This window comes from Novosphingobium aerophilum (genome assembly GCF_014230305.1).
Lineage (GTDB): Bacteria > Pseudomonadota > Alphaproteobacteria > Sphingomonadales > Sphingomonadaceae > Novosphingobium > Novosphingobium aerophilum.
Map to the genome: position 1 here is coordinate 19258 of NZ_JACLAU010000029.1, position 25034 is coordinate 44291.

Annotated in this window: 23 protein-coding genes; 8 read left to right on the forward strand and 15 right to left on the reverse strand. The window is 69.2% G+C overall.

Going from position 1 to position 25034, the window contains the following annotated elements:
• Window positions 1-6 precede the first annotated feature (6 nt).
• The 15 genes from H7F49_RS14510 to bchF form a co-directional block, all read right to left on the reverse strand.
• Window positions 7-1887: a methyl-accepting chemotaxis protein gene (locus H7F49_RS14510; protein ID WP_185684296.1), complete on the reverse strand. Its 1881-nt coding sequence runs from the start codon at window positions 1885-1887 to the stop codon at window positions 7-9.
• A 316-nt stretch (window positions 1888-2203) separates the two neighbouring features.
• On the reverse strand, window positions 2204-3424 hold the full coding sequence (gene hemA / locus H7F49_RS14515; protein WP_185684297.1) for a 5-aminolevulinate synthase: 1221 nt from the start codon (window positions 3422-3424) through the stop codon (window positions 2204-2206).
• Between the two features lie 66 nt (window positions 3425-3490).
• Window positions 3491-4279, reverse strand: coding sequence for a putative photosynthetic complex assembly protein PuhE (gene puhE, locus H7F49_RS14520; RefSeq protein ID WP_185684298.1), 789 nt, complete (start codon window positions 4277-4279; stop codon window positions 3491-3493).
• A complete protein-coding gene (acsF, locus tag H7F49_RS14525; protein ID WP_185684299.1) occupies window positions 4273-5364 on the reverse strand; it encodes a magnesium-protoporphyrin IX monomethyl ester (oxidative) cyclase in 1092 nt (363 codons plus the stop codon). Before acsF ends, puhE begins: the two co-directional genes overlap by 7 nt.
• Window positions 5361-5681 carry a hypothetical protein gene (locus tag H7F49_RS14530; protein WP_328806772.1) on the reverse strand — a complete coding sequence of 107 codons (321 nt, stop codon included), beginning with the start codon at window positions 5679-5681 and terminating at the stop codon, window positions 5361-5363. The genes acsF and H7F49_RS14530 overlap by 4 nt, the downstream gene beginning before the upstream one ends.
• Window positions 5678-6199: a photosynthetic complex assembly protein PuhC gene (gene puhC / locus H7F49_RS14535; RefSeq protein ID WP_185684300.1), complete on the reverse strand. Its 522-nt coding sequence runs from the start codon at window positions 6197-6199 to the stop codon at window positions 5678-5680. The genes H7F49_RS14530 and puhC overlap by 4 nt, the downstream gene beginning before the upstream one ends.
• Window positions 6196-6831 carry a photosynthetic complex putative assembly protein PuhB gene (gene puhB / locus H7F49_RS14540; RefSeq protein WP_185684301.1) on the reverse strand — a complete coding sequence of 212 codons (636 nt, stop codon included), beginning with the start codon at window positions 6829-6831 and terminating at the stop codon, window positions 6196-6198. The genes puhC and puhB overlap by 4 nt, the downstream gene beginning before the upstream one ends.
• Entirely contained in the window at window positions 6828-7601 is a 774-nt protein-coding gene (puhA, locus tag H7F49_RS14545; protein ID WP_185684302.1) for a photosynthetic reaction center subunit H, read from the reverse strand. The genes puhB and puhA overlap by 4 nt, the downstream gene beginning before the upstream one ends.
• Before the next feature lie 22 nt (window positions 7602-7623).
• Window positions 7624-9024: a BCD family MFS transporter gene (locus tag H7F49_RS14550; protein ID WP_328806773.1), complete on the reverse strand. Its 1401-nt coding sequence runs from the start codon at window positions 9022-9024 to the stop codon at window positions 7624-7626.
• 38 nt (window positions 9025-9062) lie between these two features.
• Complete coding sequence (gene bchM, locus H7F49_RS14555; RefSeq protein ID WP_185684316.1) at window positions 9063-9797, reverse strand: magnesium protoporphyrin IX methyltransferase; 735 nt, start codon at window positions 9795-9797, stop codon at window positions 9063-9065.
• The gene (bchL, locus tag H7F49_RS14560; protein WP_185684304.1) at window positions 9797-10693 is read right to left on the reverse strand and encodes a ferredoxin:protochlorophyllide reductase (ATP-dependent) iron-sulfur ATP-binding protein; all 897 of its coding nucleotides are present in this window, start codon (window positions 10691-10693) and stop codon (window positions 9797-9799) included. The genes bchM and bchL overlap by 1 nt, the downstream gene beginning before the upstream one ends.
• Window positions 10694-10703: 10 nt before the next feature.
• Window positions 10704-14336, reverse strand: a complete 3633-nt coding sequence (locus H7F49_RS14565) for a magnesium chelatase subunit H (RefSeq protein WP_185684305.1) — start codon at window positions 14334-14336, stop codon at window positions 10704-10706.
• Window positions 14326-15924, reverse strand: a complete 1599-nt coding sequence (gene bchB, locus H7F49_RS14570; protein ID WP_185684306.1) for a ferredoxin:protochlorophyllide reductase (ATP-dependent) subunit B — start codon at window positions 15922-15924, stop codon at window positions 14326-14328. Before bchB ends, H7F49_RS14565 begins: the two co-directional genes overlap by 11 nt.
• A 3-nt stretch (window positions 15925-15927) precedes the next feature.
• A complete protein-coding gene (locus H7F49_RS14575) occupies window positions 15928-17226 on the reverse strand; it encodes a ferredoxin:protochlorophyllide reductase (ATP-dependent) subunit N (protein WP_185684307.1) in 1299 nt (432 codons plus the stop codon).
• Window positions 17223-17873: a 2-vinyl bacteriochlorophyllide hydratase gene (gene bchF, locus H7F49_RS14580; RefSeq protein WP_185684308.1), complete on the reverse strand. Its 651-nt coding sequence runs from the start codon at window positions 17871-17873 to the stop codon at window positions 17223-17225. Before bchF ends, H7F49_RS14575 begins: the two co-directional genes overlap by 4 nt.
• Before the next feature lie 426 nt (window positions 17874-18299).
• Here bchF and H7F49_RS14585 point away from each other — a divergent pair, with 426 nt between their 5' ends.
• Genes H7F49_RS14585 through H7F49_RS14620 form a run of 8 tightly spaced genes read left to right on the forward strand, consistent with a single transcriptional unit; the run spans window position 18300 to window position 24970 of the window.
• Window positions 18300-18986, forward strand: a complete 687-nt coding sequence (locus H7F49_RS14585) for a cobalamin B12-binding domain-containing protein (protein WP_328806775.1) — start codon at window positions 18300-18302, stop codon at window positions 18984-18986.
• Window positions 18987-18999: 13 nt separating this feature from the next.
• Window positions 19000-20418 (forward strand): transcriptional regulator PpsR, encoded by a 1419-nt coding sequence (ppsR, locus tag H7F49_RS14590; protein ID WP_185684309.1) that lies wholly within the window; start codon window positions 19000-19002, stop codon window positions 20416-20418.
• Between the two features lie 56 nt (window positions 20419-20474).
• A complete protein-coding gene (gene chlG, locus H7F49_RS14595) occupies window positions 20475-21377 on the forward strand; it encodes a chlorophyll synthase ChlG (protein WP_185684310.1) in 903 nt (300 codons plus the stop codon).
• A complete protein-coding gene (locus H7F49_RS14600) occupies window positions 21374-22711 on the forward strand; it encodes a BCD family MFS transporter (RefSeq protein WP_328806776.1) in 1338 nt (445 codons plus the stop codon). The genes chlG and H7F49_RS14600 overlap by 4 nt, the downstream gene beginning before the upstream one ends.
• Complete coding sequence (locus tag H7F49_RS14605; RefSeq protein ID WP_185684311.1) at window positions 22708-23967, forward strand: geranylgeranyl diphosphate reductase; 1260 nt, start codon at window positions 22708-22710, stop codon at window positions 23965-23967. Before H7F49_RS14600 ends, H7F49_RS14605 begins: the two co-directional genes overlap by 4 nt.
• Entirely contained in the window at window positions 23964-24446 is a 483-nt protein-coding gene (locus tag H7F49_RS14610) for a TspO/MBR family protein (protein ID WP_328806778.1), read from the forward strand. The genes H7F49_RS14605 and H7F49_RS14610 overlap by 4 nt, the downstream gene beginning before the upstream one ends.
• Before the next feature lie 13 nt (window positions 24447-24459).
• Window positions 24460-24708: a hypothetical protein gene (locus H7F49_RS14615; protein WP_185684312.1), complete on the forward strand. Its 249-nt coding sequence runs from the start codon at window positions 24460-24462 to the stop codon at window positions 24706-24708.
• A gap of 4 nt (window positions 24709-24712) precedes the next feature.
• Window positions 24713-24970, forward strand: a complete 258-nt coding sequence (locus H7F49_RS14620) for a hypothetical protein (protein WP_185684313.1) — start codon at window positions 24713-24715, stop codon at window positions 24968-24970.
• Window positions 24971-25034 lie beyond the last annotated feature (64 nt).

Genomic DNA, 25034 nt, shown 5'->3' on the forward strand with positions numbered 1-25034 from the left:
CCGGGCTCAGAACTCGGCCCAGTCGCTGTCATCCAGCTTCAGGGCAGCGCTGCCGTCGAACGCCGTCGCCGGTGCGGCGGCCGGGGCCGCCAAGGGCGCGGCGCGGGGCAGCGGCGCGGTGACCGGCGGCGCACTGCGGCTCGGACGATGGGCCTCCACCGCATCGCCCAGGCGGAAGTTGCTGAGCCGTTCGAACAGGAGCTGGGTTTCCTGCGACAGGTTGCGCGTACCTGCCGAGCTTTCCTCGACCATGGCCGCGTTCTGCTGGGTGAACTCGTCCATGGCCGTCACCATTCCGGTGATCTCGCCGATGCCCGCGGCCTGCTTGCCCGCGGCTTCGGCGATTTCCTCGACCAGGCCCGAGACCGAGCTCACCTCGCCGACGATCTGCTTCAGCGCGTCGCCGCTCGATTCCACCAGACTGACGCCGCTGGCGACCTGTCCGGTGCTGGTGGTGATCAGCTCGCGGATGTCGCGGGCGGCGTCGGCGGAACGCTGGGCCAGGGCGCGGACCTCGTTGGCGACGACGGCGAAGCCCTTGCCGGCTTCCCCGGCGCGCGCCGCCTCGACCCCGGCGTTGAGCGCCAGCAGGTTGGTCTGGAAGGCGATCCCGTCGATCAGGTTGACGATCTCGGCCATCTGGCGCGACGAGCCCTCGATGTTGCGCATCGCCACGGCAGCCTGGCGGGCGATGTCCTCGACCTTGCCGGCAATGTCGCGCGCCACCGAAAGGCGGGTGCTGGTCTGGCGGGCATTGTCGGCGGTGATCTTCACCGAGCCGCTGAACTCGTTCAGCGTGCGCGAGGTTTCGGCCAGCGAGGCGGCCTGGTGCTCGGTCCGGCGGGACAGGTCCAGCGATGCCGCAGCGATCTCTTCGGTGCCCAGCTTGATGGTGTTGCAGCCCGAGACGATCTGCAGCAGCACGTCGGTCAGCGCGGCCACCGCGGCGTTGTAATCGGTGTGGAGCTTGCCCAGCGCACCGGCCCCGTTCTCGGGCACGCGGTGAGTCAGGTTGCCCGCGGCAAGGGCGGCCAGACCGCCGCCGATCGCGTCGATCGTGACCTGCACCTCGCGGGCGCGTTCCTGTTCGGCCAGGGCGCGGCGGTGGTCGGCGGCGAACAGGTCCTTGAACCCGTCGAGCGCGCGGGCCAGGCTGCCGATCTCGTCGCTGCGCTGGGCACCCGGCACCACCACATCGAGATCGCCGTCGATCACCCGGCTGACCGCATCGCTCATCCGCCGGATCGGACGGGCCACGCTGTGCATCAGGAAGACCAGCAGCACGATGGCCAGGACCAGCGAGGCGCCCATCACCGCCAGGGTAACGGTCCGCGAATGCTCGAAGATTGCGTCGGCGTCCTTCGAAACGGCCGCCGCGCCCTTCTGGTTGATGTCGATCAGGGTGAGGACGCTGTCCTCGACCGCATAGAACTGGTCGAGCGCCTCGCCGTCATAGGCGGCCAGGGCCTCCGGATCGCCGGTTTCGTTCTGCGCGATGATCCGGTCCGAGGTTGCCGCATAGGTCTGCCAGCTCGCGGCGAAGGCTTCGAAGGCCTTGCGCTGTTCGGGCGTGACAATGTGCGACTTGTAGTCGGCGATCGCGCTTTCCACCACGGCGCGGGCGTTGCGCACCAGCTTGGTCGTGCGGGCGCGCGCCTCGGGGCTGGCGGCTTCGAGGTTCTCACCTTCCTTGATGCGGTATTGCGACAGGTAGGTGTGGATGTCGCCGAGCGATTGCGAACCGGGCAGCCAGGTGCTGCGCAGGTCATGCGAAATGTCGTTGACCGCACCGATCCGCTGAATTGCGAATACGCCCAGCCCCGAAATCGCGGCGAGCATCACCGCAAAGGCGACGATAAAGCGCGTGGCAATCTTCTGGCGAAACATCGAAGGCTCCCAATGGATGACGGAGCCTGTCTAGCGACGCTTTTCCGACAAAGACTGAGCGTGGCCTTACGCAACAGCCCTAGATTTGGGTTACCGGCGAACCGAATGCTTTCCCCCTTCGCAGGGGTTGCACGACCCGGCGTGACCCTGCGTCAGCCCGGCCATGGCGGGTTGCCCGGCAATCATGCCGATGATTAACTCTTTCGGCCCGGGCCATGGGCCACCCGGCCAGAAGCAGGTTTGCGCCGCCAATGCGAAAAGGCTGCGAACCCGAGGTTCGCAGCCCTTCGCGATTGGCCGGTCAGGTGTCTGGCGGTCAGGCCGCGGCCGAGCGCCGCGCCAGTTCGCATTGCGACCAGATGTCGCTCAGCGCCTCGATCAACCGGTCGATGTCGCCATCGGTGTGGACCGGCGACGGGGTGATGCGCAGCCGCTCGGTGCCGCGCGGCACCGTCGGGTAGTTGATCGGCTGGACGTAGATGCCGTGGTTATCGAGCAGCCAGTCGCTGATCCGCTTGGCCTTCTTGGCGTCTCCGACCATCACCGGGATGATGTGGCTGGGATTGGGCAGGTGCGGAATGCCGATCCCGTCGAGCCGACGGCGCACCGTGGCGACGCGCTCGCGCTGCCGGGCCCGCTCGAACTCGCTGTTCTTGAGGTGCTGGATGCTGGCCGTGGCACCCGCGGCGATCGCCGGCGGAAGGGCCGTGGTAAAGATGAAGCCGCTGGCGAAGGTCCGGATGAAATCGCACAGCGCGGCCGAGGCTGCGATGTAGCCGCCCATCACGCCGATCGCCTTGCCCAGCGTGCCCTCGATCACGGTGATCCGGTCCATCAGGCCTTCGCGCTCGGCCACGCCGCCACCGCGCGGCCCGTACAGGCCGACCGCGTGCACCTCGTCGATGTAGCTCATCGCCCCGTGCTTTTCGCAGACGTCGAGAATCTCCGCGATCGGCGCGATGTCGCCGTCCATCGAATAGACGCTCTCGAAAGCGACCAGCTTGGGCACGTCGGGGCCGTAGGCGGCCAGCAGCTCGTCGAGATGGGCGGGATCGTTGTGGCGCCACACCTTGCAGGTCGCCCGCGAATGGCGGATGCCCTCGATCATCGAGGCGTGGTTGAGCGCATCGGAGAACACCACGCAGCCCGGCATCTTGGCGGCCAGTGTGCCCAGGGCCGCCCAGTTGGAGACATAGCCGCTGGTGAACAGCAGCGCGGCTTCCTTGCCGTGCAGGTCGGCCAGCTCGCGCTCGAGCAGGACGTGATGATGGTTCGTGCCCGAAATGTTGCGCGTGCCACCGGCACCGGCGCCGCAGTCGTCGAGCACTTCGTGCATCGCCTGCAGGACCTCGGGGTGCTGGCCCATGCCCAGATAGTCGTTCGAGCACCACACGGTGACCTGTTCGGTGCGGTCGTCGACATAGCGCGTCGCGTTGGGGAACTTGCCGCAGCGCCGCTCGATCTCGGTGAAAATGCGGTAGCGTCCCTCGTCGCGGACCGTATCGAGTTCACCCCGGAAATAGGCTTCGTAATCCATGCTCGTCGGTCCTCTCGTCGATCCGTATCCAGTGTTCAGTCATCGCGGGTCGGTCATTGACCCAGATCAGTTTGTCCCGCTCGTCGCCCGCCGGGTCGGCAGGGCCCAGCCCCACAGCATGCCGTCGCGGAAGGGCAGGGCGAGAAACAGGTGTTCGAGTGCGCCCAGCGTGGCGAGCGCGAAGAGCAGGCTGGCGGCCGCCGCCTCGGCGCTGCCCGAAGGCGCGGCCAGCGCCAGCGACCCCAGCCACCCGGCCAGGGCAACGCACCCGGCAATCGCCAGGTACAGCTCTGCGCCCAGCCGGCGCGGTCCGAAATAGGACTTCAGGTAACCCAGTTGCGGCGGCAGGATGTCGGTGCTCAGGTTGGGCACGCCCAGGAAGATCGCCAGCTTAGTGCTCAGCCGCATGCCCAGCAGCAGGGTGAAGGCCATCGCCCCCACCTGGTTGGGCGCATCGCGGCTCATCCAGATCAGGCCGAGCGCGCTCAGCGCCAGACCGATCTCGTGCCAGGCCATGGCGGCCACGGCGTAATAGAACCGGGCCAGTCCGCGCGCCCCCGGCGGGCAGGATTCGCGGCGCGGCCCGGTGACAATGCCCGTCAGGAAGCTGATCTCGTGCCAGGCCCAGATCAGGATCGCGCCGGCCAGCGACACATAGGCCCCGGTGAGCGTGGCGCGGTGCATCGACCAGCCGACCAGCACGATCCCGCCGATCGCCGCGATCGCGGCCAGCAGCAGGCTGCGCGGGAAGGTCCGGCGCTCACGGTTATCAAGCCACGCTACCAGCCCGGTCGCGAAGAACCAGGTCATGATCGTGACCGCGACCGGCAGGATATGGCCGGTCCAGCTTACCACGCGGGCTGCAGCCGGATCTTGGCGGGCAGTTCGTTGCGGCGCGGGCGCAGCAGGTACATGCGGGCGAAGCTCAGCCCCGCACCGACCAGTCCGCTGGCCCGGAGCAGTGCCCCGCCCAGCCCGCCCCGCTGCTTGCCGGCATCGATCCGGCGGCTGGCGGCGAGCAGCCGGTCCATCGACCGGCGGAACCGCGGATCGTCGGTGTCGAGCTCGACCGGGAAGACCTGGCGGCTGATCTGGCTGCAGATCGAGAACACGCGATAGTCATAGTCGGTGGGGTTGAGCCCCAGCGCGGCGTGGAACACCGGGCGGGCGTGGTCGCGCACGTACATCGTCGCATAGACCGCCAGCAGGAAGAAGCGCACCCACAGCTTGTTGAAGCCGGTCAGCAGCTTGGGATCGGCGCGCAGCAGCAGGGCGAAGGCCTCGCCGTGGCGGAACTCGTCGTTGCACCACGATTCGAACCACTGGAAGATCGGGTGGAAGCGCAGCTCGGGATGGGCGGCGAGCTGGCGGTAGATCGCGATATACCGCGCATAGCCGATCTTCTCGGACAGGTAGACCGAATAGAAGATGAACTTCGGCTTGAAGTAATGGTACTTCTTGGCCTTGGTCAGGAAGCCCAGATCGATCCCGATCCCGGCGTCCTTCAGGGCTTCGTTGATGAAGCCGGCATGGCGGCTCTCGTCGCGGGCGAGCAGCTTGAAGAGCTGCTTCATGTCGGGGTTCTTGGTCCGCCGTGCCATCTCGGCATAGAGGATGCAGCCCGAGAATTCCGAGGTCAGCGAGCTGACCAGGAAATCGATGAACTCGGCCTTCAGCGCCGGTTCGAGCTGCTCGATGATGCCGTCGAAGCGGACATCGCGCTTGAAGTGGAGCTTGTTGGGATCGCTGACCATCTCGGCGATCATGGCATCCCACTCCTCGCGCACCGACGAGACGTCGATCGCGTCGAGCGCGGCGAAGTCGGTGGTGTAGAACCGCGGGCTCAGCACGGTTTCGTGCTGGACCATGGCGTGAACGTCGGGCTTGTCACCGGGGACAGGGGCCGCGTCGGGAGTGCGGATGGCGGTATGGGCGTTCATGTCAGGCTCCCGGGGTTGAAGCTCACTTCGTAGAGTTCGGTCAGGCCGAGGTAGGCGATCAGGCGGGTCCAGCCGCGCAGCAGGGGGCCGGCGCGCTCGACCGTGGCGACGCGCTGGAACTCCGCGCTTTCGCCGAAGCGCACGCGGATCGGATCGCCCTGGACCCGGACGCGATCACCCGGCTCCATGGCGAGGCCGCCGGCCAGTTCCACATGGGCAAAAAAATCGGCTTCGCTCTGCTCCACCGCGACGCGGCAGGGCACTTCGAAGGCCCGTGAACGGATCATGGCGGCCCGGATCATCGCGGTGCGGATCACGCGTGCGGCCCCGTTGCCAGGAACCGGGCGAAGGCCGCGCGGTTGGTGGCGCCGAACGAGCCGAGCTCGATCGCGCGACCGGTGGCCGGATCGCGCAGGGTCAGCGAACCGTTGCTCCAGCGGGTCAACTCGAACGGAGCGGCGGCGCCGATCCCGTGCATCTTGCGCTCGCGCGCCATGCCCCGCATCACCCCGCGGACGAAGCCGCCGCCGTCGTTTTCGCCGATCAGCACGCCCAGGGTACGGCCGGTGTCGACATCCGTGACCACCACGGCGCCGTCGGCCCGATCGGAGAAGGTCAGGCGGCGCACCTCGCCGGCGGTCACGCCGGTGCGGGCCCGCTCGACCGCCGGGACGGCTTCCCGGTCGAGCACGCCGACCCGGACCAGCCCGGTCAGGGTCAGCGACAGGGCAACCAGCGCCCCGGCCAGGGCCAGGGCCGGGCGCGGGATCGTGTTGGCGTGGCTGTGCCCATGGCCATTGTGGGCCGGTGCGGTGCGGGCGGGTGCGGTGTTCATGCGGGAACTCCGTGGAAGGCGGGCTCGGCTGAAGGCTGCACCGCCGCCGGTGCGGGGGTGGTGCGGGTCGTCACACCCTCCGGCGCGGCTGCGGCACAGGCCTTGGCCAGGGCTTCGGCCAGCGCTGCGGCACCGGGCAGGGCGCGCAGCATCGGCTGCGGCTGGGCCAGGCGAAAAGGCCGGACATGGGGCCACAGCATGGCATAGCCCAGGCGGTGCCGACCGGTCAGGGTCAGGGCGATATCGCCGTGATCACCCCCCCGCGCGCGCAGATCGGCGGCGCCGATCAGCCCGAGCGGCAGGTTGATGCACTTGTTGAGGGCAATGCCGACGCGCAGCACCACGCGGCGGTTGGTCAGGGTATAGACCGTGGTGCGGGCGACCAGCACAGCGAACAGCGCGAGCAGTCCCTGTGTGGCGACACCCGCCACGGCGATGACCACGGTCCCGAGCGCGTTCCCCCCCGCCAGGGCCAGCAGGGCCAGGGCAGCGAAGTAGATCGCCAGCGGGCGCGTGAACAGCGCGGTGCGGGCGAAGGTGCGCCAGTCCGGGGAGGCCTGCCACAGGATCTGTTCGCCGGGCGGCAGATCCCCGGGCAGCCCCCGGATCGGTTCGTGGTCGTACTCGGTCATACCAGCGGCTCCAGCCGGTCGGCGTTGGCGTAGAGATAGCCGGTGCCGAAGTAGGCCACGACGCGCTCTTCCTCGTAGCGGGTGATCTGCCCAGCATCGGCGGGGAAGGGCGCATTGGCGAAGTCAGCGGCGTTGATCGCGCTGATGATCACCGCGTTCTTGCGGACCACGGCCATCGGCATCGGGGCCAGCACGGTGCGGCTGCCGGTGTCGATCGCGAGGTAGCGCACCATGTGCTCGGCCCGGTCGACCCACAGGTCGGTGACCGTGCCGGCCTTCGCCCCGTCGGCGCCATAGACCGGCAGGCCGCGCGGGTCGGTGCTGGCCTTGGCCACGCTGATTTCGGGGACGACGCCCATCGGCACGATCCGCGGCAGCCCGTGGGCGTCCTGGTCGGCCCAGGGGGCGCGGTTGGCGTAGGAGCCCGGGCCAACCCCGGCGGCGAACACGTCACCTTCGGGAGAGTAGGGCGCCCCGCCGAAGTTCTCGCGGCGCTTGGCGGCGATCTGCACCGGCTCGCGGCCCTCGGTCGCGGCGCGCGGCACGGTCACCGAACCGCGGTCGAAGGGCAGCTTGAACGTCTTGGGCGCGGCAGCCGAAAGGGGGCCGCCGCCGGGCAGCAGCTTGCCGGTCAGCGCGTCCTCGAGCGGGTAGCCTTCGCGGCGGTCTTCGCGGCGAAGCCAGAAGCATAGGGCGATGAAGAAGCCGATGAAGGCGATCATCGCGATCTGTGCGGCATCAATCGTGCCGACAATGTTGCCGTGATTCATGGCTGTGTTCCTTCCGGGGTGATCATGTCGGAAACTCGGTGAGGCCGAAGCGACGTGCCCCGGCATCGGTGGTGGAGGTGCGATCCTGCGCGGCGAGCTGCCCGACCAGCGGCCCGAGCACGACCAGCGTGGCGAGCAGCAGGGCAATCTCGATGGCGTAGATGGTGCCGTAGCCGGTCGCGCGGTGGGCCAGCGTGGCGCCGAGCTCGTCGGCGACGGCAAGATTGGAGACGGTGTCGCGCAGCACCCCGCCGAAGGCGATGGCCAGGCCAGCGGCGGTGGTCTGCACGGCGCCCCAGGCGCCGAGCGCGAGGCCGGCCGTGTCGCTGGTGGCCAGTGACATCGAGGCGGTCAGGGTGCCGACCGAGAACAGTCCGGCCCCGGCGCCGATCCCCAGTGCCCCCAGGCCCAGGGCCCCGGCGCTGTCGAGCGGGGCGGCGAAGATCACCAGCAGGAACGAGGCGATCCCGATCACCACGCCGTATCCGGCGATCCGCAGGCTGTCGAGGCCGCGGCCGAGCCAGCGGGCCGACAGCGCGAAACCGGCCATGGCGCCGAGCGCCCAGGCGCCCGACAGGCTGGTCGTGGCGCCGACGGACAGCCGCAGGACCTCGCCGCCATAGGGTTCGAGCAGGGCATCCTGCATCGCGAAGGCGGCGGCGCCGAGGCCGACCGTGGTCAGCATGCGCAGCGTCAGCGGCTGGCGGGCAAAGCGCGCCCAGACCACCGCGAAAGGCTCGCGCGGGGTCTCGGCGGCGGCGACCGAGCGGCTGCGCGCCTCCTGCTTCCACAGCGCGACCAGGTTCAGCACGAAGGTCAGGACCGCGGCGGCCTGGATCACCTGGACCAGCCGGGTCGGCGTGAAGTGGGCGAGCAGCCCGCCGATCACCAGCGCGCAGACCATCATCCCGGCCAGCAGCGACAGGTAGAGCAGGGCGACCGCGCGGGGGCGGCGGTCTGCCGGGACCAGATCTCCGGCCAGGGCCAGGCCCGCCGTCTGGGTGGTGTGCATCCCGGTGCCGGCGAGCAGGAAGGCTAGCGCACTGGCGCTGACCCCCAGCGCGAACAGCTTGGGATCGCGCATCAGCAGCAGGGCGAACGGCATGATCGCCAGCCCGCCGAACTGCATCAGCGTGCCGAACCAGATATAGGGCACGCGCCGCCAGCCCAGCACGGACCGGTGCACGTCCGACCGGTGGCCGATCAGTGCCCGGAACGGTGCGACCAGCAGCGGGATCGCGATCATCAGCGAGACCAGCCAGGCCGGAATGTGCAGTTCGACGATCATCACCCGGTTGAGCGTGCCGTTGAGCAGCACCATCATCATCCCGACGCTGACCTGGAACAGCGACAGCCGCAGCAGCCGCGACAGGGGCAGTTCGGCGCTCGCCGCGTCGGCAAAGGGCAGCCAGGTGGTGGCCACCCGGCTCCATTTGCTGGACAAAGGCGCGCGCTTGGCCATCAGCGGCGCACCAGTTCCATACCGTGCGAGATGTAGAACCCGCTGGTCACCCGTCCGCTGCGGCCGATCTGCCAGCCGTCCAGCCGGGACAGGCGATCGCGCAGGGCCTCCTCGGCGATCGGCACGATCGCGGGCGAGCGGTCCGAGCGCGGAAAGGCCTTGCCGACCACGTGCATCGCCCCGAGCAGGCGGGTGTGCGGGGCGAAGGTGAAGACGATCGATCCGGTGCAGCGCGCCGCCAGACCGCTCAGCGCCCAGACCATGTCGTCGAGGTTGTAGTGGATCAGCGAATCCATCGCCACGGCATGGTCGAAGGTGCCCAGCGCGGGATCGAGCATATCGCCGACGTGCCAGGCGATCTCGCCATGGCCCAGGAACGAGGGCGCCCGCTCCCGCGCGATGTCGACCAGGCCGCCGGCCACGTCGATGGCGGTCACTGCGGCGCCACGGCGCGCGGCCTCCACGCTGAGGCTGCCCGTGCCGCAGCCGGCATCGAGCACGGCGGTGCGGCGCAGGTCGGCCGGCAGCCAGTCCAGCAACTGCTCGCGCATGGCATCGCGCCCGGCGCGCACCGTGGCGCGGATGCCGCTGACCTTGGCGGTCGAGGTCAGGTCGATCCAGGCCTTGCGCGCGGTGCCGTCGAAGTAGGCGGCGAGCCGTTCACGCTGGTCATCGTAACGGGTGGCCGCCGCCGGGCGGGCCGAAGCCGGATGGGAAGGCGCGTGCGTGGCCATCATTCGTACCCCAGGAAGTCGAAGATATCGCGGTCCTTCATCGGGTGCGCCTCGATCGGGTCGACCCCGGCCCACAGCATCTGCGCCAGCCGCAGGTATTCCTCCTGGGCGGCGATCACTTCGGGCGAGGGGTCCATCTCGAACAGGGTGCACTTCTTCAGCCGGCTGCGGCGGATCGCATCGAGATCGCGGAAGTGGGCCAGGCGCTTCATGCCGATGGCATGGCTGAAGCGGTCGATCTCGTCGGTCGCGGCCGACCGGTTGGCGATCACGCCCGCCAGGCGCACGTTGTAGTTCTTGGCCTTGGCGCCGATCGCGGCGACGATCCGGTTCATCGCGAAGATCGAATCGAAATCGTTCGCGGCCACCACCAGCGCGCGTTCGGCATGCTGGAGCGGCGCGGCGAAACCGCCGCAGACCACGTCGCCCAGCACGTCGAAGATCACCACGTCGGTATCGTCGAGCAGGTGGTGCTGCTTGAGCAGCTTGACCGTCTGGCCCACGACGTAACCCCCGCAGCCTGTGCCGGCCGGCGGCCCGCCGGCCTCGACGCACATCACGCCGTTGTAGCCTTCGAACATGTAGTCTTCGGGGCGCAGCTCCTCGGAGTGGAACTCGACCGATTCCAGCACGTCGATCACCGTGGGCATCAGCTTCTTGGTGAGGGTGAAGGTGGAATCGTGCTTGGGATCGCAGCCGATCTGCAGCACCCGGTGGCCCAGCTTGGAGAAGGCGGCCGACAGGTTGGACGAGGTGGTCGACTTGCCGATCCCGCCCTTGCCGTAGACCGCGAAGACCTTGGCCGTGCCGATGCGGTCGCGCGGGTCGAGCGCGACCTGCACGGATCCGTCGCCGTCGGGCTGGCTGAAGCGGGCGCGGGGATCGATAAGGTTCATGGTTCAGTCCTCATTCCGCCGCGAACACGCCCTCGAGGCGGTCCTCCAGCTCGTCGCTGGCGACCCGCAGGGCCTCCAGGGTTTCGTCGTCGGGTTCCCACAGGCGCCGTTCGCAGGCCTCGAGCAGGCGGTTCACCACCCGCGCCGAGCTGTTTGGGTTCAGGGCCGAGAGGCGTTCGCGCATGGCCGGATCGAGCACGAAGGTCTCGCTGATGCGCTGGTAGACCCAGGGCGCGACCTGGCCGGTCGTGGCCGACCAGCCCATCGTCGTGGTGACGTGCTGCTCGATCGAGCGGACGCCTTCGAAGCCGTGCTGCAGCATGCCCTCGAACCACTTGGGGTTCAGGGTGCGGGTGCGGGTTTCCAGGTCGATCTGCTCGGCCAGGGTGCGGACCTTGGCCTCGCCCTTGGTGGCATCGACGATGTAGACCGGGGCCTCGCTGCCCTTGGCGCGGGCGATCGAGCGGCTGACTCCGCCCAGGCCGTCGACGTACTGATCGAGATCGGTGATCCCGACTTCCACGCTTTCCAGGTTCTGGTAGACGAAATCGACGCCGCTCAGCGCGCTCTGCAGCAGCTCGCGGCGCTGCACCGGCGGGCCCTTCACGCCATAGGCATAGCCCTTGCGCGTCTCGAAGGCATTGGCCAGCTCGTCCGGATCGGCCCAGACGCCGCCATCGATCAACTGATTGACATTGGCGCCATAGGAGCCCTCGGCGTTCGAGAAGACCCGCAGGGCCGCGGTTTCCAGGTCGCAGCCATGGGCGGCCTGGTGGGCCAGCGCATGCTTGCGCACGAAGTTGCGGTCGAGCGGTTCGTCGGCCTGGGCGGCGAGCAGCGCCGCCTCGGCCAGCATGCGGGTCTGCAGTGGCAGGAGATCGCGGAAAATGCCCGAGAGGGTGACGATCACGTCGATCCGCGGGCGCCCCAGTTCGTCGAGCGGGATCAGTTCGGCCCCGACCACCCGGCCATAGGAGTCGATCCGCGGCCGCGCGCCCAGCAGGTCCATCGCCTGGGCAATCTGCATGCCCTCGCTCTTCATGTTGTCGGTGCCCCACAGCACCATGGCGAGGCTCTCGGGGAAGCGCTCGCCCGACTCCTGGTGGCGCGCCAGCACGCGCTCGGCCTGGCTGCGGCCCTGGGCGCAGGCGAAGCGGCTGGGCAGGGCGAAGGGATCGAAGCCGTGGATGTTGCGGCCCGTGGGCAGGACGGCCGGATTGGTCAGCACGTCGCCGCCCGGGGCCGGGCGGACATAGCCGCCGTCCAGGGCATGGATCAGCGAGCCGATCTCGTCGCAGGCGTCCAGGGCGGCTTCCACCGCGGCGCGGTCGGTCGCCGGATCAGCCTCGATCATGGCGTCGACCAGTTCGGTCCGGGCGGGACCCTGCGGCGCGCTGCCCAGGACGTGCAGTCCGTGCGGGATCAGGGCCTGTTCCAGCTCGTAAAGCGTGGGACCCAGCGCGGCGATATCGTCCACCACCAGGTCGACCGCCTCGGCCTGGTCATGGATCATGATCTCAAGCTCGGCCCGCTCGGCGGCGTCCTGGGTGGTGCGCCAGCGTTCGAAGCTGGCCTTGAGCTCGGAGAGGCCGCGATAGAGCCCGGCCTTGGCCAGCGACGGGGTCAGGTAGCTGATCAGGGTCGCGCCCGAGCGACGCTTGGCCAGCACCCCCTCGGAGGGGTTGTTGGAGGCGTAGAGGTAGAAATTGGGCAGATCGCCGATCAGCCGCTCCGGCCAGCACCGCGCGCTCGGCCCGGCCTGCTTGCCCGGCATGAACTCCAGCGCGCCGTGCGTGCCGAAGTGGATCACGGCATGGGCGCCGAAGTCCTCGCGGATGTAGCGATAGAACGCGGCGAAGGCGTGAGTCGGGGCGAAATCGCCGTCGAACAGCAGCCGCATCGGATCGCCCTCGTAGCCGAAGGTCGGCTGGACGCCGATGAACACGTTGCCGAAATGCGCGCCAAGCACCTGGATGTGCGAACCGTCGGACTGGATCCGTCCGGGGGCCGGGCCCCACTGCGCCTCGATTTCCTTCAGGAAGGGTTCGCGCCGCACGTGATCGTCCGCGCAGATCCGTGCGGCAACATTGGCCTCGGTGCCGAAGCGCTCGGCATTGCCCTTGAGGATCGCCTCGCGCAGGGCATCGACGCTGTCCGGCACGTCGACCGCATAGCCCGCCGCGGCCAGCCGGCCGAGCGTGGCGTGGAGCGATTCGAACACGGCCAGGAAGGCGGCCGATCCGGTGGCCCCGGCATTGGGCGGGAAGTTGAAGATGGTGATCGCCAGCTTGCGCCCGGCCCGCTCGGCGCGGCGCATGGCGACCAGTTTGCCGACCTTGGCAGCGAGAGCCTCGGCGCGATCGGGACAAGCGCGCATCGGGTTGACCGGGGCATTGGCCGGGCCTTCGCGGGTGAACACGCAGCTCCGGGCGCAGCCGGTGCAGGGCTGGCCCAGCCCGTCCGAGCGCCCGCCGTAGACCGTCGGGACGATCGATCCGTCCAGTTCCGGGATCGAGACCATGATGGTCGATTCGATCGGCAGCAGGCCCTGGCGGCCTGCGCCCCAGGTTTCGAGCGACTGGAATTCCAGCGCATGGGCGGCAACATAGGGTACGTCGAGCCGGGCCAGCATCGCCTCGGCGGCGCGCGCATCGTTGTAGGCCGGGCCGCCGACCAGCGAGAAACCGGTCAGCGAGACGACGATGTCCACGGTCGGCTGCCCGTCGCGGAGGAAGAACCGTTCGATCGCCGGGCGCGAATCGAGGCCATTGGCGAAGGCCGGGATCACCCGCAGCCCGGCCGCCTCGAATGCGGCGATCACGCCGTCATAGTGGCCGGCGTCCTTGCTGATCAGGTAGGACCGCAGCAGCAGCAGGCCCACGGTGCCCCGCTCACCCTTGCGCGCGGGGGGCAGCAGCTTCAGGCTTTCCGACAGCTTCTGTTCGGTGCGCGGATGATAGACGCCGATTTCCGGATATTCGCGCGGCGGTGCGGCGGCGGTCATGCCGCGGCGGGTCAGGCGGTCACCCCCCGCATAGCGGTCGATCAGGGCGCGCACCATGGCGACCACGTTCTCGTCCGATCCGGACAGCCAGTACTGCAGGGTCAGGAAATAGGCGCGCACATCCTGCGCGGTGCCCGGCACGAAGCGCAGGATCTTGGGCAGGCGGCGCAGCATCTTCATCTGCCCCGCGCCCGAATTGGTGCCGGGCTTGCTCGATCCGCGCAGCTTCTTGAGCAGGGCCAGCGGCCCCTTGGCCGGCGCGTCCATGCGGTAGCCGCCCATGCGCGTCATCCGCACGACCTCGCCCGCCGACATCAGGCAGACCATCGCGTCGCACGCTTCGCGGCGGGCCTCGAGCGCGGGCAGGACGGCACGGATGTGCTCATCCAGGAACAGCATCGTGGCGATCACGATGTCGGCCTGGGCGATCGCCCCGAGCGCGGCGTCGAGCGCGCCCGGCGAGCGGTCCCAGTCGGTCGCCGCGTGCAGCGAAAGCACGATGTTGGCTTCGCCCAGCTCCACCGTGGCTCGCTCGACCGCACCCTTGAGGTGGTTGTCGAGCGTCACGATGACGACGCGAACCGGCGCGATCCGTCCGGGAGGGACGGGCCGGGAGGGGGAGGCGGGACTACTGCGCATAGTAGGCCTTCGCGTCATAAAGGGTGGCCAGGTCGATCTCGCGGCGGCCTTGCAGCACGGCGAAACCTTCGGTGTTGCGCCGGGCCTTGCCCCGGACGAAGAACGGGATCTTGCGCAGCTCACGCTCGGCATCGGCGGTCCAGGTGACCGCGGCGGTGTCCGTGGCGGGAACCTCGATCGTCAGGGCATCGGCGATCGCCCCGGCCAGCGCCTCGGCCGGCTCGTCCTGCGGGGCCGGGTGGGCCGCCGGGGTCGCCACGCCGCCGTGCAGGTGCGACGGGCCGGCCGCGTCCGAGAACTCGAAATCGTCCCGGAACATGGTGAGCAGGTGCTCTTCCAGCCCCATCACCAGCGGATGGATCCAGGTGTCGAAGATCACGTTCGCGCCCTCGAAGCCCATCTGCGGGCTGTGGCGGGCGGGGAAATCCTGGACATGGACCGGCGACGAGATCACCGCGCAGGGAATCCCGAAGCGCTTGGCGATGTGCCGTTCCATCTGGGTGCCCAGCACCAGCTCGGGCGAGGCGGCGCGGATCGCGTCCTCCACCGCCAGGTGATCGTCGGTGATCAGCGGCTCGACCCCGTGGCGGGCGGCGGCGGCGCGCATTTCACGCGCGAACTCGCGGTTGTAGCAGCCCAGCCCGCAGACGGTGAAGCCCAGCTCCTCGGCGGCCATCCGCGCGGCGGCGATGGCATGGGTGGCATCGCCGAAGATGAAGACCCGCTTGCCGGTGAGGTAGGTCGAATCGACCGAGCGGCTCCACCACGGCAGGCGCGATCCGGCATCGGCGAGCGCGGGGGCGGGATCGACTCCGGCCAGGGCTGCCACTTCGGCGATGAACTCGCGGGTGGCGCCCACGCCGATCGGCACGGTGCGAACGACCGGCTGGCCGAACTCGCGCGAGAGCCATTGGGCGGCAGGTTCGCCGGTCTCGGGGTAGAGCACGATGTTGAAATCCGCCACGCCGATCCGGACCAGATCGGCCGGGCGGGCCCCGAGCGGGGCGACGCAATGGACATCGATCCCCAGCACGTCGAGCAGGCGGCGCACCTCGGCCACGTCGTCGCGGTGGCGGAACCCCAGCGCGCAGGGGCCCAGCAGGTTGACCAGTGGGCGGCGGCCCTCACGCGGGGCGGGCCGCAGCGAGCGGTCGGCCAGATGGCGGACCATCCGGTAGAAGGTCTCGGCCGTCCCCCAGGCTTCCTTGCGCTGGTAGCTCGGCAGTTCGAGCGGGATCACCGGGCAGGCCAGGTCCAGCGCTTCGGCCAGACCCGCCGGATCGTCCTGGATCAGCTCGGCCGTGCAGGAGGCGCCGACCAGCAGGGCCTCGGGCGCGAACCGCTCGGTCGCCTCGCGGATCGCCGCCTGCAGCAGCTCGGCGGTGTCCTTGCCCAGATCGCGCGCCTGGAAGGTGGTGTAGGTGACCGGCGGGCGCTTGCCGCGCCGTTCGATCATCGTGAACAGGAGGTCGGCATAGGTATCGCCCTGGGGGGCGTGGAGCACGAAATGCACGCCCTCCATCGCGGTGGCGACCCGCATGGCCCCGACGTGGGGCGGTCCTTCATAGGTCCAGACGGCGAGCTGCATGGGCTATACCTTCAACAGATCGCGCCGCCGCAGCGGCCGGGCGAACAGGTCGGCAAGGTCGCCGGCCTGTTCGAACCCGTGGATGGGGGAGAAGACCAGCTCGATCGCCCACTTGGTGGACAGGCCCTCGGCCTCGAGCGGGTTGGCGAGGCCGAGTCCGCAGACCGTCAGGTCGGGGCGGTCGGCACGGACCCGGTCGAGCTGCCGGTCGAGGTGCTGGCCCTCACTGATCCGCGTGCCGGCCGGCAGCAGGGCCAGCTCGCGCGCGGTGAGATCGCGGTGGAGATAGGGCGTGCCCACCTCGACGGGGATCATGTCCAGTTCGTTGGACAGGAACCGGGCGAGGGGAACCTCCAGTTGCGAGTCGGGGAGGAAGGTGATGCGCTTGCCGGCCAGCCGTTCGTGCCGATGGGCGATCGCCCGCTTGGCGCGCTCGCGGCCCGGCGCGACCACCGCATTGAAGTGCATCCGGTCGATCCCGAAGGACAGGGCAGCCGCCAGCAGCCAGTCGGTGGTGCCCTCGGCCCCGAAGGGGAACAGCGCGTCGAGCCGCTTGGCGCCGCGATCCTCGAGCGCCCGGCAGGTGTCGCCCAGGAAGGGCTGGGCCAGCAGGAAGCGGGTCTGCGGGCCGATGGCGGGCAGGTTGGCGACGGTGCGGGCCGGCAGGCACCCGGCGACCGGGATGCCCAACTCGGCGAAGAGGCGCAGGAACTGGTCCTCGACGATGTCCGGCAGGGCGCCGACGATCACCAGCGACGGGGCGGCATCCGCGGCTGCGGCCGGCATTTCCGGAACCAGCGTGGCCAGGCAGGCATCCTCGCCCTCGGTGAAGGTCGTCTCGATGCCGCTGCCCGAATAGTTCAGGACCCGGGTGCGTCCGCCGAGGGCCACGTCCAGCCGCTGGGCGGCCTTGCCGAGATCGAGCTTGATCACCTCCGACGGGCAGGAGCCGACCAGGAACAGGGTGCGGATGTCGGGCCGACGGTCCAGCAGCTGGCGGACGATGCGGTCCAGCTCGTCCTGGCAATCGGCCATGCCGGCCAGGTCGCGCTCCTCGATGATGGCGGTGGCAAAGCGCGGTTCGGCGAAGATCATCACCCCCGCGGCCGATTGCAGCAGGTGCGCGCAGGTGCGCGAACCGACCACCAGGAAGAAGGCATCCTGGATCTTGCGGTGCAGCCAGATGATCCCGGTCAGGCCGCAGAACACCTCGCGCTGGCCGCGCTCGCGCAGCACTTCGGGGGCGGGGGTGGCGCAGCCCGGGGCGGACCGGGGTGGGGCAAGGCCGATGTCGCCGGTCATCCGGCAGGTGCCGCCAGGACGGATTGTCCCGGATTGGGATGGCCCGGATCCGGATAGGTGGACCCGTCGGCCGGCTTGTCTGCCTGGGCCCTCTCTGTCCGGGCTTGATCCTCCCGCGCCATGTCGAGTCGCGCGGCGCGCAGCTTGAGCAGAAACTGGCCGGCATTGATCAGGTAGGCGGCGTAGCCGGCGAGGGCCACCAGCATGCGCTGCTCGAAGGTGCCGATCGGGCCGAACAGCATGGCCAGGTAGGCCGTGTGCAGCGCCAGCACGAGCATCGAGAAGACGTCTTCCCAGAAGAACGCCGGGACGAACAGCCAGCGCCCGAAGACAACCTTCTCCCAGATCGCTCCGGTGATCATGATAGTGTACAAAGTCAGGGTCTTGGCCACCACCGACAGGTCGGCAGCGGCGGTCCCTTGGCCGGTCCGCAGGCTGTACAGCACCAGGCCCAGGCTGATCAGGAACACCAGGAATTGGATGGGGGCGAGCAGGCCCTGGACCAGGGTCCAGCGGGTCGAGTCGCGGCGGCGCCGTTCCTCCGGCGTATAGAGCGGCGCCCGTACGCTTCGGCGTCCGGTGTGGCCGGGGCTGGCAACTGCGGAACCGGGGTTCCACGTGCCTGACCTGATTGCTTCCCCTCGCATGTATGCCCACCTTGGCCGTTCAGGCTGGAGACTACGCCTCGGGTTGGAGAAGTGTCAATCTTTCTTGACGACAAATAAAAGTGACAAATACCCGTTTGTCAGGGGTCCGGAAAAGGCGTAGGGTTCAGGTCCCGAACAGAGTCGATAGAGATCGATACGACGGTCCGGGATGGCGCAAGCTGCGCCGCTCCAGACCGGGAGGGTCTGCACATGGCGACTGTATATGGTGCGGGCACGGCAAAACGGTCAGGCCGGAGTGGGCGCGGCCAGCGCGGAGCCTCCGGGCGGGCGAACGCGGGACGATCATCCCGGGACCCTGCCAGGGGTTCCCCCCCGTCGACGCTCAACTCCCTCATCAACGACCAGATCATTCCCCGCCTGCTCCAGGCTCACGCGCTGGAAGGCAGTGCCCCGCGGCTCGAGGCCGTGCGCACGCTTGATCCCGGCGAGGCGGCGCAGTTCGCCTCGCTGCCGCTGGTGCTGGAGGCGGACGAGCTGCTGACCGTGGTGGAACGGTTCCTGGCGCGCGGGGTTTCTGTGGAAACCGTGCTGGTTGACCTGCTCGCGCCGTCGGCGCGGCAGCTGGGGCAGCACTGGGAAGACGATGACTGCGATTTCCTCGACGTGACCATGGGCTTGTGGCGCATCCAAGAGGTCATGCGTGAAATTACCTTGAGCTTTCCGCCGCATAGCGACTGGGAAGCGGCTCCCCGTGCGGCGTTGTTCGCCCCGATGCCCGGCGACAACCACAGTCTGGGCGCCCTGATGGTCGAAGAGGTGTTCGCCCGGGCGGGCTGGCAGACTGAAGCCTTGACGGAAACTAAGCGTCAGAAATTGTTGCAATTAGTGGGTGACAGGCACTTCGACCTGGTCGGCTTGACCGTCAGTTGCGATTGCCCTAACGGCGCCCTCTCCGATCTCGTGGCGGCGTTGCGCGTGGTGTCCCGAAATCCGAATGTGAAGATTCTCATTGGGGGGCGAATGATCAACGCGGACCCGGGTCTGGTCGAAGTGGTCGGAGCTGACGGCAGCGCGACGGACGCGCGGGCCGCGCTCGCGTTGGCAGAGAGGATCGTCAAGGCTCCCGCCAGCCTTCGCCGGCTTGGCGCGTAAGTCTGTCGCCCTGATGCCGCCCCGAAAGATCAGCATCGAAGACAAGGTGCCGTTCGCGCACCCCGACGCCAATCTGCGCGCGCTCGACATCGGGATGGCGGCAAAGCTGGCGATGATCGCCGGTGACGTGGTTCTGGTGCTCGATGCCTCGGGCCGGATCGTCGACTATACCGCCGACCCGCGCGACTATCCCGACGCGGCGCAATGGCTGGGGCGCGATTGGCTTGACACCGTTTCGGTCGAAAGCCGGGCCAAGGTCATGGAAATGCTGGCGGGCGCGCGCAAGGGCGCGACCCAGCACTGGCGCGAGGTGAACCAGCTCGGCAGCGACAACGACGTGCCGATGCGTTTCGTCGTGTTCACGCTGGGCGATGGCGCGGGCAGCCTGGCGATCGGCCGCGATCTGCGCGAGGCGGCGGCGCTGCAGCAGCGGTTGCTGCAGGCGCAGCAGTCGCTCGAGCGGGATTATCTGCGGCTGCGCCAGCTTGAGGCGCGCTATCGGCTGCTGCTGGAACAGTCGCCCGAGCCGGTGCTGATCATCGATGCCGATACGTTCCGTGTGCGCGAGGCCAACCAGGCCGCGCACGAGGCGCTGCGCAGCCGGCCGGGTGGTCTGCAGGGCGGGCGGTTCCCGGGTTTCTTCGCCAAGGGCGTGCGGGAGCAACTGATCGCCTACCTGGGCTCGGCCATGGTCTCGCACGCGCTGCAGCCGATCGAGGTGGAACCCGCGGAGGGTGGGGAAAGCGTCCTGATCACCGCCAGCGGCTTTCGCGAGCGCGGCAGCCAGTACCTGATGATCCGGCTGTCGTCCGCCGGCCGGGTGGCCCACCAGAGCGCCGGCGCGACCGCCAAGGTGATCGAGGTCATGCCCGACGCCTTCGTGCTGACCGATTCGCGCATGATCATCCGCGAGGCCAATTCGGCCTTCGTCGAACTGGTCGCCGCAGCCAGTGCCGATCAGCTCCGCGGTCGGCTGCTGGGCGATTTCGTCGGCCGGCCGGGGATCGATCTGGAACTGATCGAAAGCCAGTTGGCCAAGCACGAGACGGCGCGCAACGTCGCCACCGTGGTCGGCGCCCATGATGGTTTCGATGGCGAGCCGGTCGAGCTGTCGGCGGTGCGCACCGGGGACGATCAGGTCTGCTACGGCTTCGTGATCCGCCCGATTGGCCGGCGCCTGCGGGATCTGCCGCCGATGGGTGATACGCCGCGATCGGTCGAACAGTTGACCGAACTGGTCGGTCGCATGTCGCTGCGCGACATTGTCCGCGAGTCGACCGATCTGATCGAGCGGCTCTGTATCGAGGCGGCGCTGGAATACACCTCGAATAACCGCGCCTCGGCCGCGGAGATTCTCGGTCTGAGCCGTCAGAGTCTCTATTCCAAGCTGCACCGTTATGGCCTTGCCAATTCAATAGACGCCGATGATTGACACATAAAGTGTCGAATTAATTTGACGGTCATCAAGCCCGATCCTAGGCTTCGGGCATGGCGCGATCGGTTGTCTTTCCTGCGATTTCGCCGCCCCCGGCGGTTCGCGACGTTATCACGCTGCTGAAGCCGATCACCTGGTTCCCGCCGATGTGGGCGCTGCTCTGCGGCGTGGTCTCGTCCGGCGTCCCGGTGGCTTCCCGCTGGACCTTCCTGCTCGCCGGCGTGGCCCTGACCGGGCCGCTGGTCTGTGGCACCAGCCAGGCCGTCAACGACTGGTTCGACCGCCATGTCGATGCGATCAACGAACCCGACCGGCCGATTCCCTCCGGCCGTATCGCCGGGCGGTGGGGTCTGGCGATCGCAGTCATCTGGACCCTGCTGTCGCTGCTGGTGGCGGCGCTGACCGGGCCCTGGGTCCTGGCGGCCACGGTGCTCGGCCTGGCCTGTGCCTGGGCCTACAGCGCGCCGCCGTTCCGCTTCAAGACCAGCGGCTGGATCGGTCCCGCGGTCGTGGCGCTCACTTACGAGGGGCTGAGCTGGTTCACCGGCGCGGCGGTCATGGCCGGGTCGCTTCCGGCCCCGCGCATCATCGCCGTCCTGGCGCTCTACAGCGCCGGCGCGCATGGCATCATGACCCTCAACGATTTCAAGGCGGTCACCGGCGATCGCCTGACCGGCCTGCGCTCGCTGCCGGTCGTGCTGGGCGAACGGCCCGCGGCCATACTGGCCAGCGCGGTCATGGCGATCCCACAGGTCGTGGTCGTCGCCTTGCTGTTCGCCTGGGGCCATCGTCTGGCCGGCGGGATCGTGTCGGGCCTGCTGCTCGCGCAGCTCGCGCTGATGCCGCGACTCGTCTCCAATCCGGCCCGGCACGCGCCGTGGTACAACGCCACCGGCGTTTCGCTGTACGTGCTCGGCATGATGGCCAGCGCGCTGGCCCTGGGCGGCACGCTGTGACCGCCCGCGCCGCCAGCGGGCCGGCCGCCTATGGCTGGCTGGGGATCGTCCGGCTCGGCCTGGTCCAGGCCGCGATCGGCGCGGTCACCATGCTCGCCACCTCGCTGCTCAACCGCTTGATGGTGCTGGAGTATGGCCTGGCTGCCGGGGTTCCGGCGGGTCTGGTGGCCTGGCACTATGCGGTCCAGTTCTCGCGCGCGCTGTGGGGCCATGGGTCCGATCTCGGCCGTCGCCGTACCCCCTGGGTGATCGCCGGGATGGCGGTGCTGGGCACTGGTGCGATGCTGGCGGTCCATGGCGTCACCCGGCTCGACGAGGCGCGCTGGCCCGCCCTGCTGGAGCTGGTCCTCGGCTTCACCCTGATCGGGGCAGGCGTCGGCGCGGCGGGCACGTCGGTCCTGGCCATGCTGGCCAGCGGCGTCGCGCCGCAACGCCGGGCGGCCGCGGCGGCCACCACCTGGATCATGATGATCTTCGGCATCGTCGTCGCGGCGGGGACCGCCGGCGCCCTGCTCGACCCGTTCACCGAAGCGCGCCTGCTGCGGGTCGCCGGGGGCGTGGTCGGCGCTGCCTTCGGGCTGACCCTGATCGCCACCTTCCGGCTTGAACCGGCGACCGCCCCGGTCGCGCGGGCCGCCGCCACGGCGGGGCCGGCCCCCTCGCTGCGCGAAGCCCTGGCCGAGATCTTCGCCGACCCCGAGGCCAGCCGCTTCACCCTGTTCATTTTCGTCTCGATGCTGGCCTATGCGATGCAGGATCTGATCCTCGAGCCGTTCAGCGGGCTGGTCTTCGGGATGACCCCGGGCGAATCCACCAGGCTGTCCGGGCTGCAGAACGGCGGCGTGCTGGTCGGGATGATCCTGACCGGGCTGGGCGGCAGCGCCTTCCGCGGGCGCTTGCCGGTCGAGCTGCGGGTCTGGACCATGCTCGGCTGTGTCGGTTCGGCCCTGGCGCTGGCCGGGCTGGCCGTTGCGGCCCGGGTCGGTCCGGGCTGGCCGCTGGCGGTCAACATCGTCCTGCTCGGCCTGTGCAACGGGGCCTTCGCGGTCTCGGCCATCGGCTCGATGATGGGCCTGGCCGGCGCGGGTGAGCGCACCGGCGAAGGCGTGCGCATGGGGGTCTGGGGCACGGCCCAGGCCATCGCCTTCGGGCTGGGCGGGCTGCTCGGCGCGCTCGGGGTCGATTGGGCCCGCACCGCCCTGGGTGATCCCGCCAGCGGGTTCGGCCTGGTCTTCATGGCCGAAGCCGCCCTCTTTCTTGCTGCCGCGTTGCTGGCCCTGTTCAGTCGCGCCGCTCCCCGTTCCACCCCCAGCCTGAGGTCAGCCGGCACATGAACCAGCTCCGTTCCGCGCAATCGCGCCGTGAAGCCGATGGCATCGATTACGATGTGGTCGTCGTCGGGGGAGGACCTTGCGGGGCCACGGCCGCCTGGGACCTGGCGCGCAGCGGCTGCAAGGTGCTGCTGCTCGATCGGGCCGGTCGGATCAAGCCCTGCGGCGGCGCCGTACCGCCCCGCCTGCTCGAAGAGTTCGAGGTGCCGCAGAGCCTGCTGGTCGCCCGGGCCCGCGCGGCGCGGATGGTCGCGCCCTCCAGCCGTGTGGTCGACATGCCGGTCGGCGAGATCGGCTATGTCGGCATGGTCGATCGCGATGTCTTTGACGAATGGCTGCGCGCGCGTGCCGCGCGCTGCGGGGCGGATCGGCGCACGGGCACCTTCGAACGGGTCGAACATGATGGGCTGCCCGGGGCCGTGGTGTGCTACAGCACCGCCCGCGGTGGCGCGCTCGAACGGATCCGCACCCGCCTGGTGATCGGTGCCGATGGCGCGCGCTCGGGCGTGGCGCGGGGCAACATCCCCGGGGCCGAACGCAACCCCTGCGTGTTCGCCTATCACGAGGTCGTGAAGTCACCCAGCGCCACCGAGCAGGGTTTTGACGGGTCGCGCTGCGACGTGATTTACCAGGGGCGGCTCTCGCCCGATTTCTATGGCTGGGTCTTCCCCCATGGCGAAACCGCCTCGATCGGTGTCGGCAGCGCTCACAAGGGTTTCTCGCTGCGCGGTGCGGTGCAGACCATGCGCGACGAGATGGGGCTCGACGGCTGCGAGACGATCCGCCGCGAAGGCGCGCCGATCCCGCTCAAGCCGCTCAAGCGCTGGGACAACGGGCGTGACGTGCTGGTGGCGGGCGATGCCGCGGGCGTGGTCGCGCCGGCTTCGGGTGAGGGCATCTACTATGCCATGGTCTGCGGCCGGATCGCGGCCGAGACCGCCCTGGCCTTCGTCGCCTCGGGCAATCCGGCGGTGCTGCGCCGGGCCCGCAAGGATTTCCTGCGCCTGCACGGGCGGGTGTTCTGGATCCTCGGGATCATGCAGTACTTCTGGTACTCCAGCGACAAGCGGCGTGAACGCTTCGTGGCGATGTGCGCCGATCGGGACGTGCAGCAGTTGACCTGGCAAGCCTACATGAACAAGCGGCTGGTGCGGGCCAAGCCGATGGCGCACCTGCGCATCTTCCTGAAGGACTGTGCCCACCTGCTCGGCCTGGGCCAGGTTGGCAGCCGGGCCGGACCGCAGGAAGTCCCGCGGTGAGCCGCGCCTGGGCCCTGCCGGTGGTCGTCGCCATGCTCGCGGCCACCGTGGTGGCCGTGCTTGGCGGCACGATCACCGATCTCGGGCCCTGGTACGAAAGCCTGAACAAGCCGGCGTTCACCCCGCCGCGGCCGATCTTTCCGATCGCCTGGACGACGATCTTCGCGCTCGCGGCCCTGGCGGGGGTCTCGGCCTGGCGCGCCGCACCCAACGTGCGGATCTCGGACACGGTGATTGGCCTCTTCGCGCTCAACGGCTTCCTCAACGTGCTGTGGAGCCTCCTGTTCTTCCGGCTGCAGCGGCCGGACTGGGCTTTCGTCGAACTGCTGCTGCTGTGGCTGTCGATCGCCGGGCTGATCGTCTACTGCCTGCGCCTGTCCCGCACCGCTGCGCTGCTGCTGGTGCCCTATCTGGCCTGGGTCAGTGCGGCCGGGACGCTCAACTGGTTCGTGGTCCAGCTCAACGCGCCGTTCGGTTGACGCCGTGGCGGCCATGAACGCCCTCTTCGCCTCTGGCCATGCCGCCGATGTGATCCTGCTGGCCCTGGTGCTTGAGCTGTTGTGGCTGCGGGCACGGGGCTGGACGCTGGGCACCCTGGTGCCGATGCTGCTGCCCGCCGCGTTGATCGTCCTGGGCCTGCGCGCCGCGCTGACCGGGGCCGCCTGGCCGTGGATCGCCCTGCCGCTGGCCCTGTCGTTCCCGGCGCACCTGATCGATCTGGCCGGGCGGAAAAAGGAATAGCGTCATGGCCTCGGCCGATTTCCCCGCCACCTTCGCCGCCCTGCGCGATCTGATGCTGACGGCGGCGCCGGATCAGCTCGTCGTGACCGACCAGCCCGGCGATCTGGTTCTCCACACCCGCACGGTCGATCCCAGGACCGGCAAACCGGTGTGGTTCGGCGCGGTGACCCTGCGCAAGGGTTATGTCGCCTATCATCTGTGCGGATTCCGAGGTCATCGCGCGCACCATTCCGATTTGATCGCGCGCGGGAATCCGAGGTGATGGCGCGCAGCGTTCCGAGAATTGTCCGCGCAGCATTCCGAAATGATCGCGCGCAGTTTGAGGT

Bases quoted from the DNA above. Each gene is read 5' to 3' on its own strand.
- puhB (WP_185684301.1), bottom strand. From the start codon at position 6,831: ATGACCGAGTACGACCACGAACCGATCCGGGGGCTGCCCGGGGATCTG.
- H7F49_RS14510 (WP_185684296.1), bottom strand. From the start codon at position 1,887: ATGTTTCGCCAGAAGATTGCCACGCGCTTTATCGTCGCCTTTGCGGTG.
- bchB (WP_185684306.1), bottom strand. From the start codon at position 15,924: ATGCAGCTCGCCGTCTGGACCTATGAAGGACCGCCCCACGTCGGGGCC.
- puhC (WP_185684300.1), bottom strand. From the start codon at position 6,199: ATGAACACCGCACCCGCCCGCACCGCACCGGCCCACAATGGCCATGGG.
- H7F49_RS14605 (WP_185684311.1), top strand. From the start codon at position 22,708: ATGAACCAGCTCCGTTCCGCGCAATCGCGCCGTGAAGCCGATGGCATC.
- puhA (WP_185684302.1), bottom strand. From the start codon at position 7,601: ATGAATCACGGCAACATTGTCGGCACGATTGATGCCGCACAGATCGCG.
- H7F49_RS14565 (WP_185684305.1), bottom strand. From the start codon at position 14,336: ATGCGCAGTAGTCCCGCCTCCCCCTCCCGGCCCGTCCCTCCCGGACGG.
- chlG (WP_185684310.1), top strand. From the start codon at position 20,475: ATGGCGCGATCGGTTGTCTTTCCTGCGATTTCGCCGCCCCCGGCGGTT.
- H7F49_RS14615 (WP_185684312.1), top strand. From the start codon at position 24,460: ATGAACGCCCTCTTCGCCTCTGGCCATGCCGCCGATGTGATCCTGCTG.
- ppsR (WP_185684309.1), top strand. From the start codon at position 19,000: ATGCCGCCCCGAAAGATCAGCATCGAAGACAAGGTGCCGTTCGCGCAC.
- H7F49_RS14620 (WP_185684313.1), top strand. From the start codon at position 24,713: ATGGCCTCGGCCGATTTCCCCGCCACCTTCGCCGCCCTGCGCGATCTG.
- acsF (WP_185684299.1), bottom strand. From the start codon at position 5,364: ATGAACGCCCATACCGCCATCCGCACTCCCGACGCGGCCCCTGTCCCC.
- H7F49_RS14575 (WP_185684307.1), bottom strand. From the start codon at position 17,226: ATGACCGGCGACATCGGCCTTGCCCCACCCCGGTCCGCCCCGGGCTGC.
- hemA (WP_185684297.1), bottom strand. From the start codon at position 3,424: ATGGATTACGAAGCCTATTTCCGGGGTGAACTCGATACGGTCCGCGAC.
- bchM (WP_185684316.1), bottom strand. From the start codon at position 9,797: ATGGCCACGCACGCGCCTTCCCATCCGGCTTCGGCCCGCCCGGCGGCG.
- bchF (WP_185684308.1), bottom strand. From the start codon at position 17,873: ATGCGAGGGGAAGCAATCAGGTCAGGCACGTGGAACCCCGGTTCCGCA.
- bchL (WP_185684304.1), bottom strand. From the start codon at position 10,693: ATGAACCTTATCGATCCCCGCGCCCGCTTCAGCCAGCCCGACGGCGAC.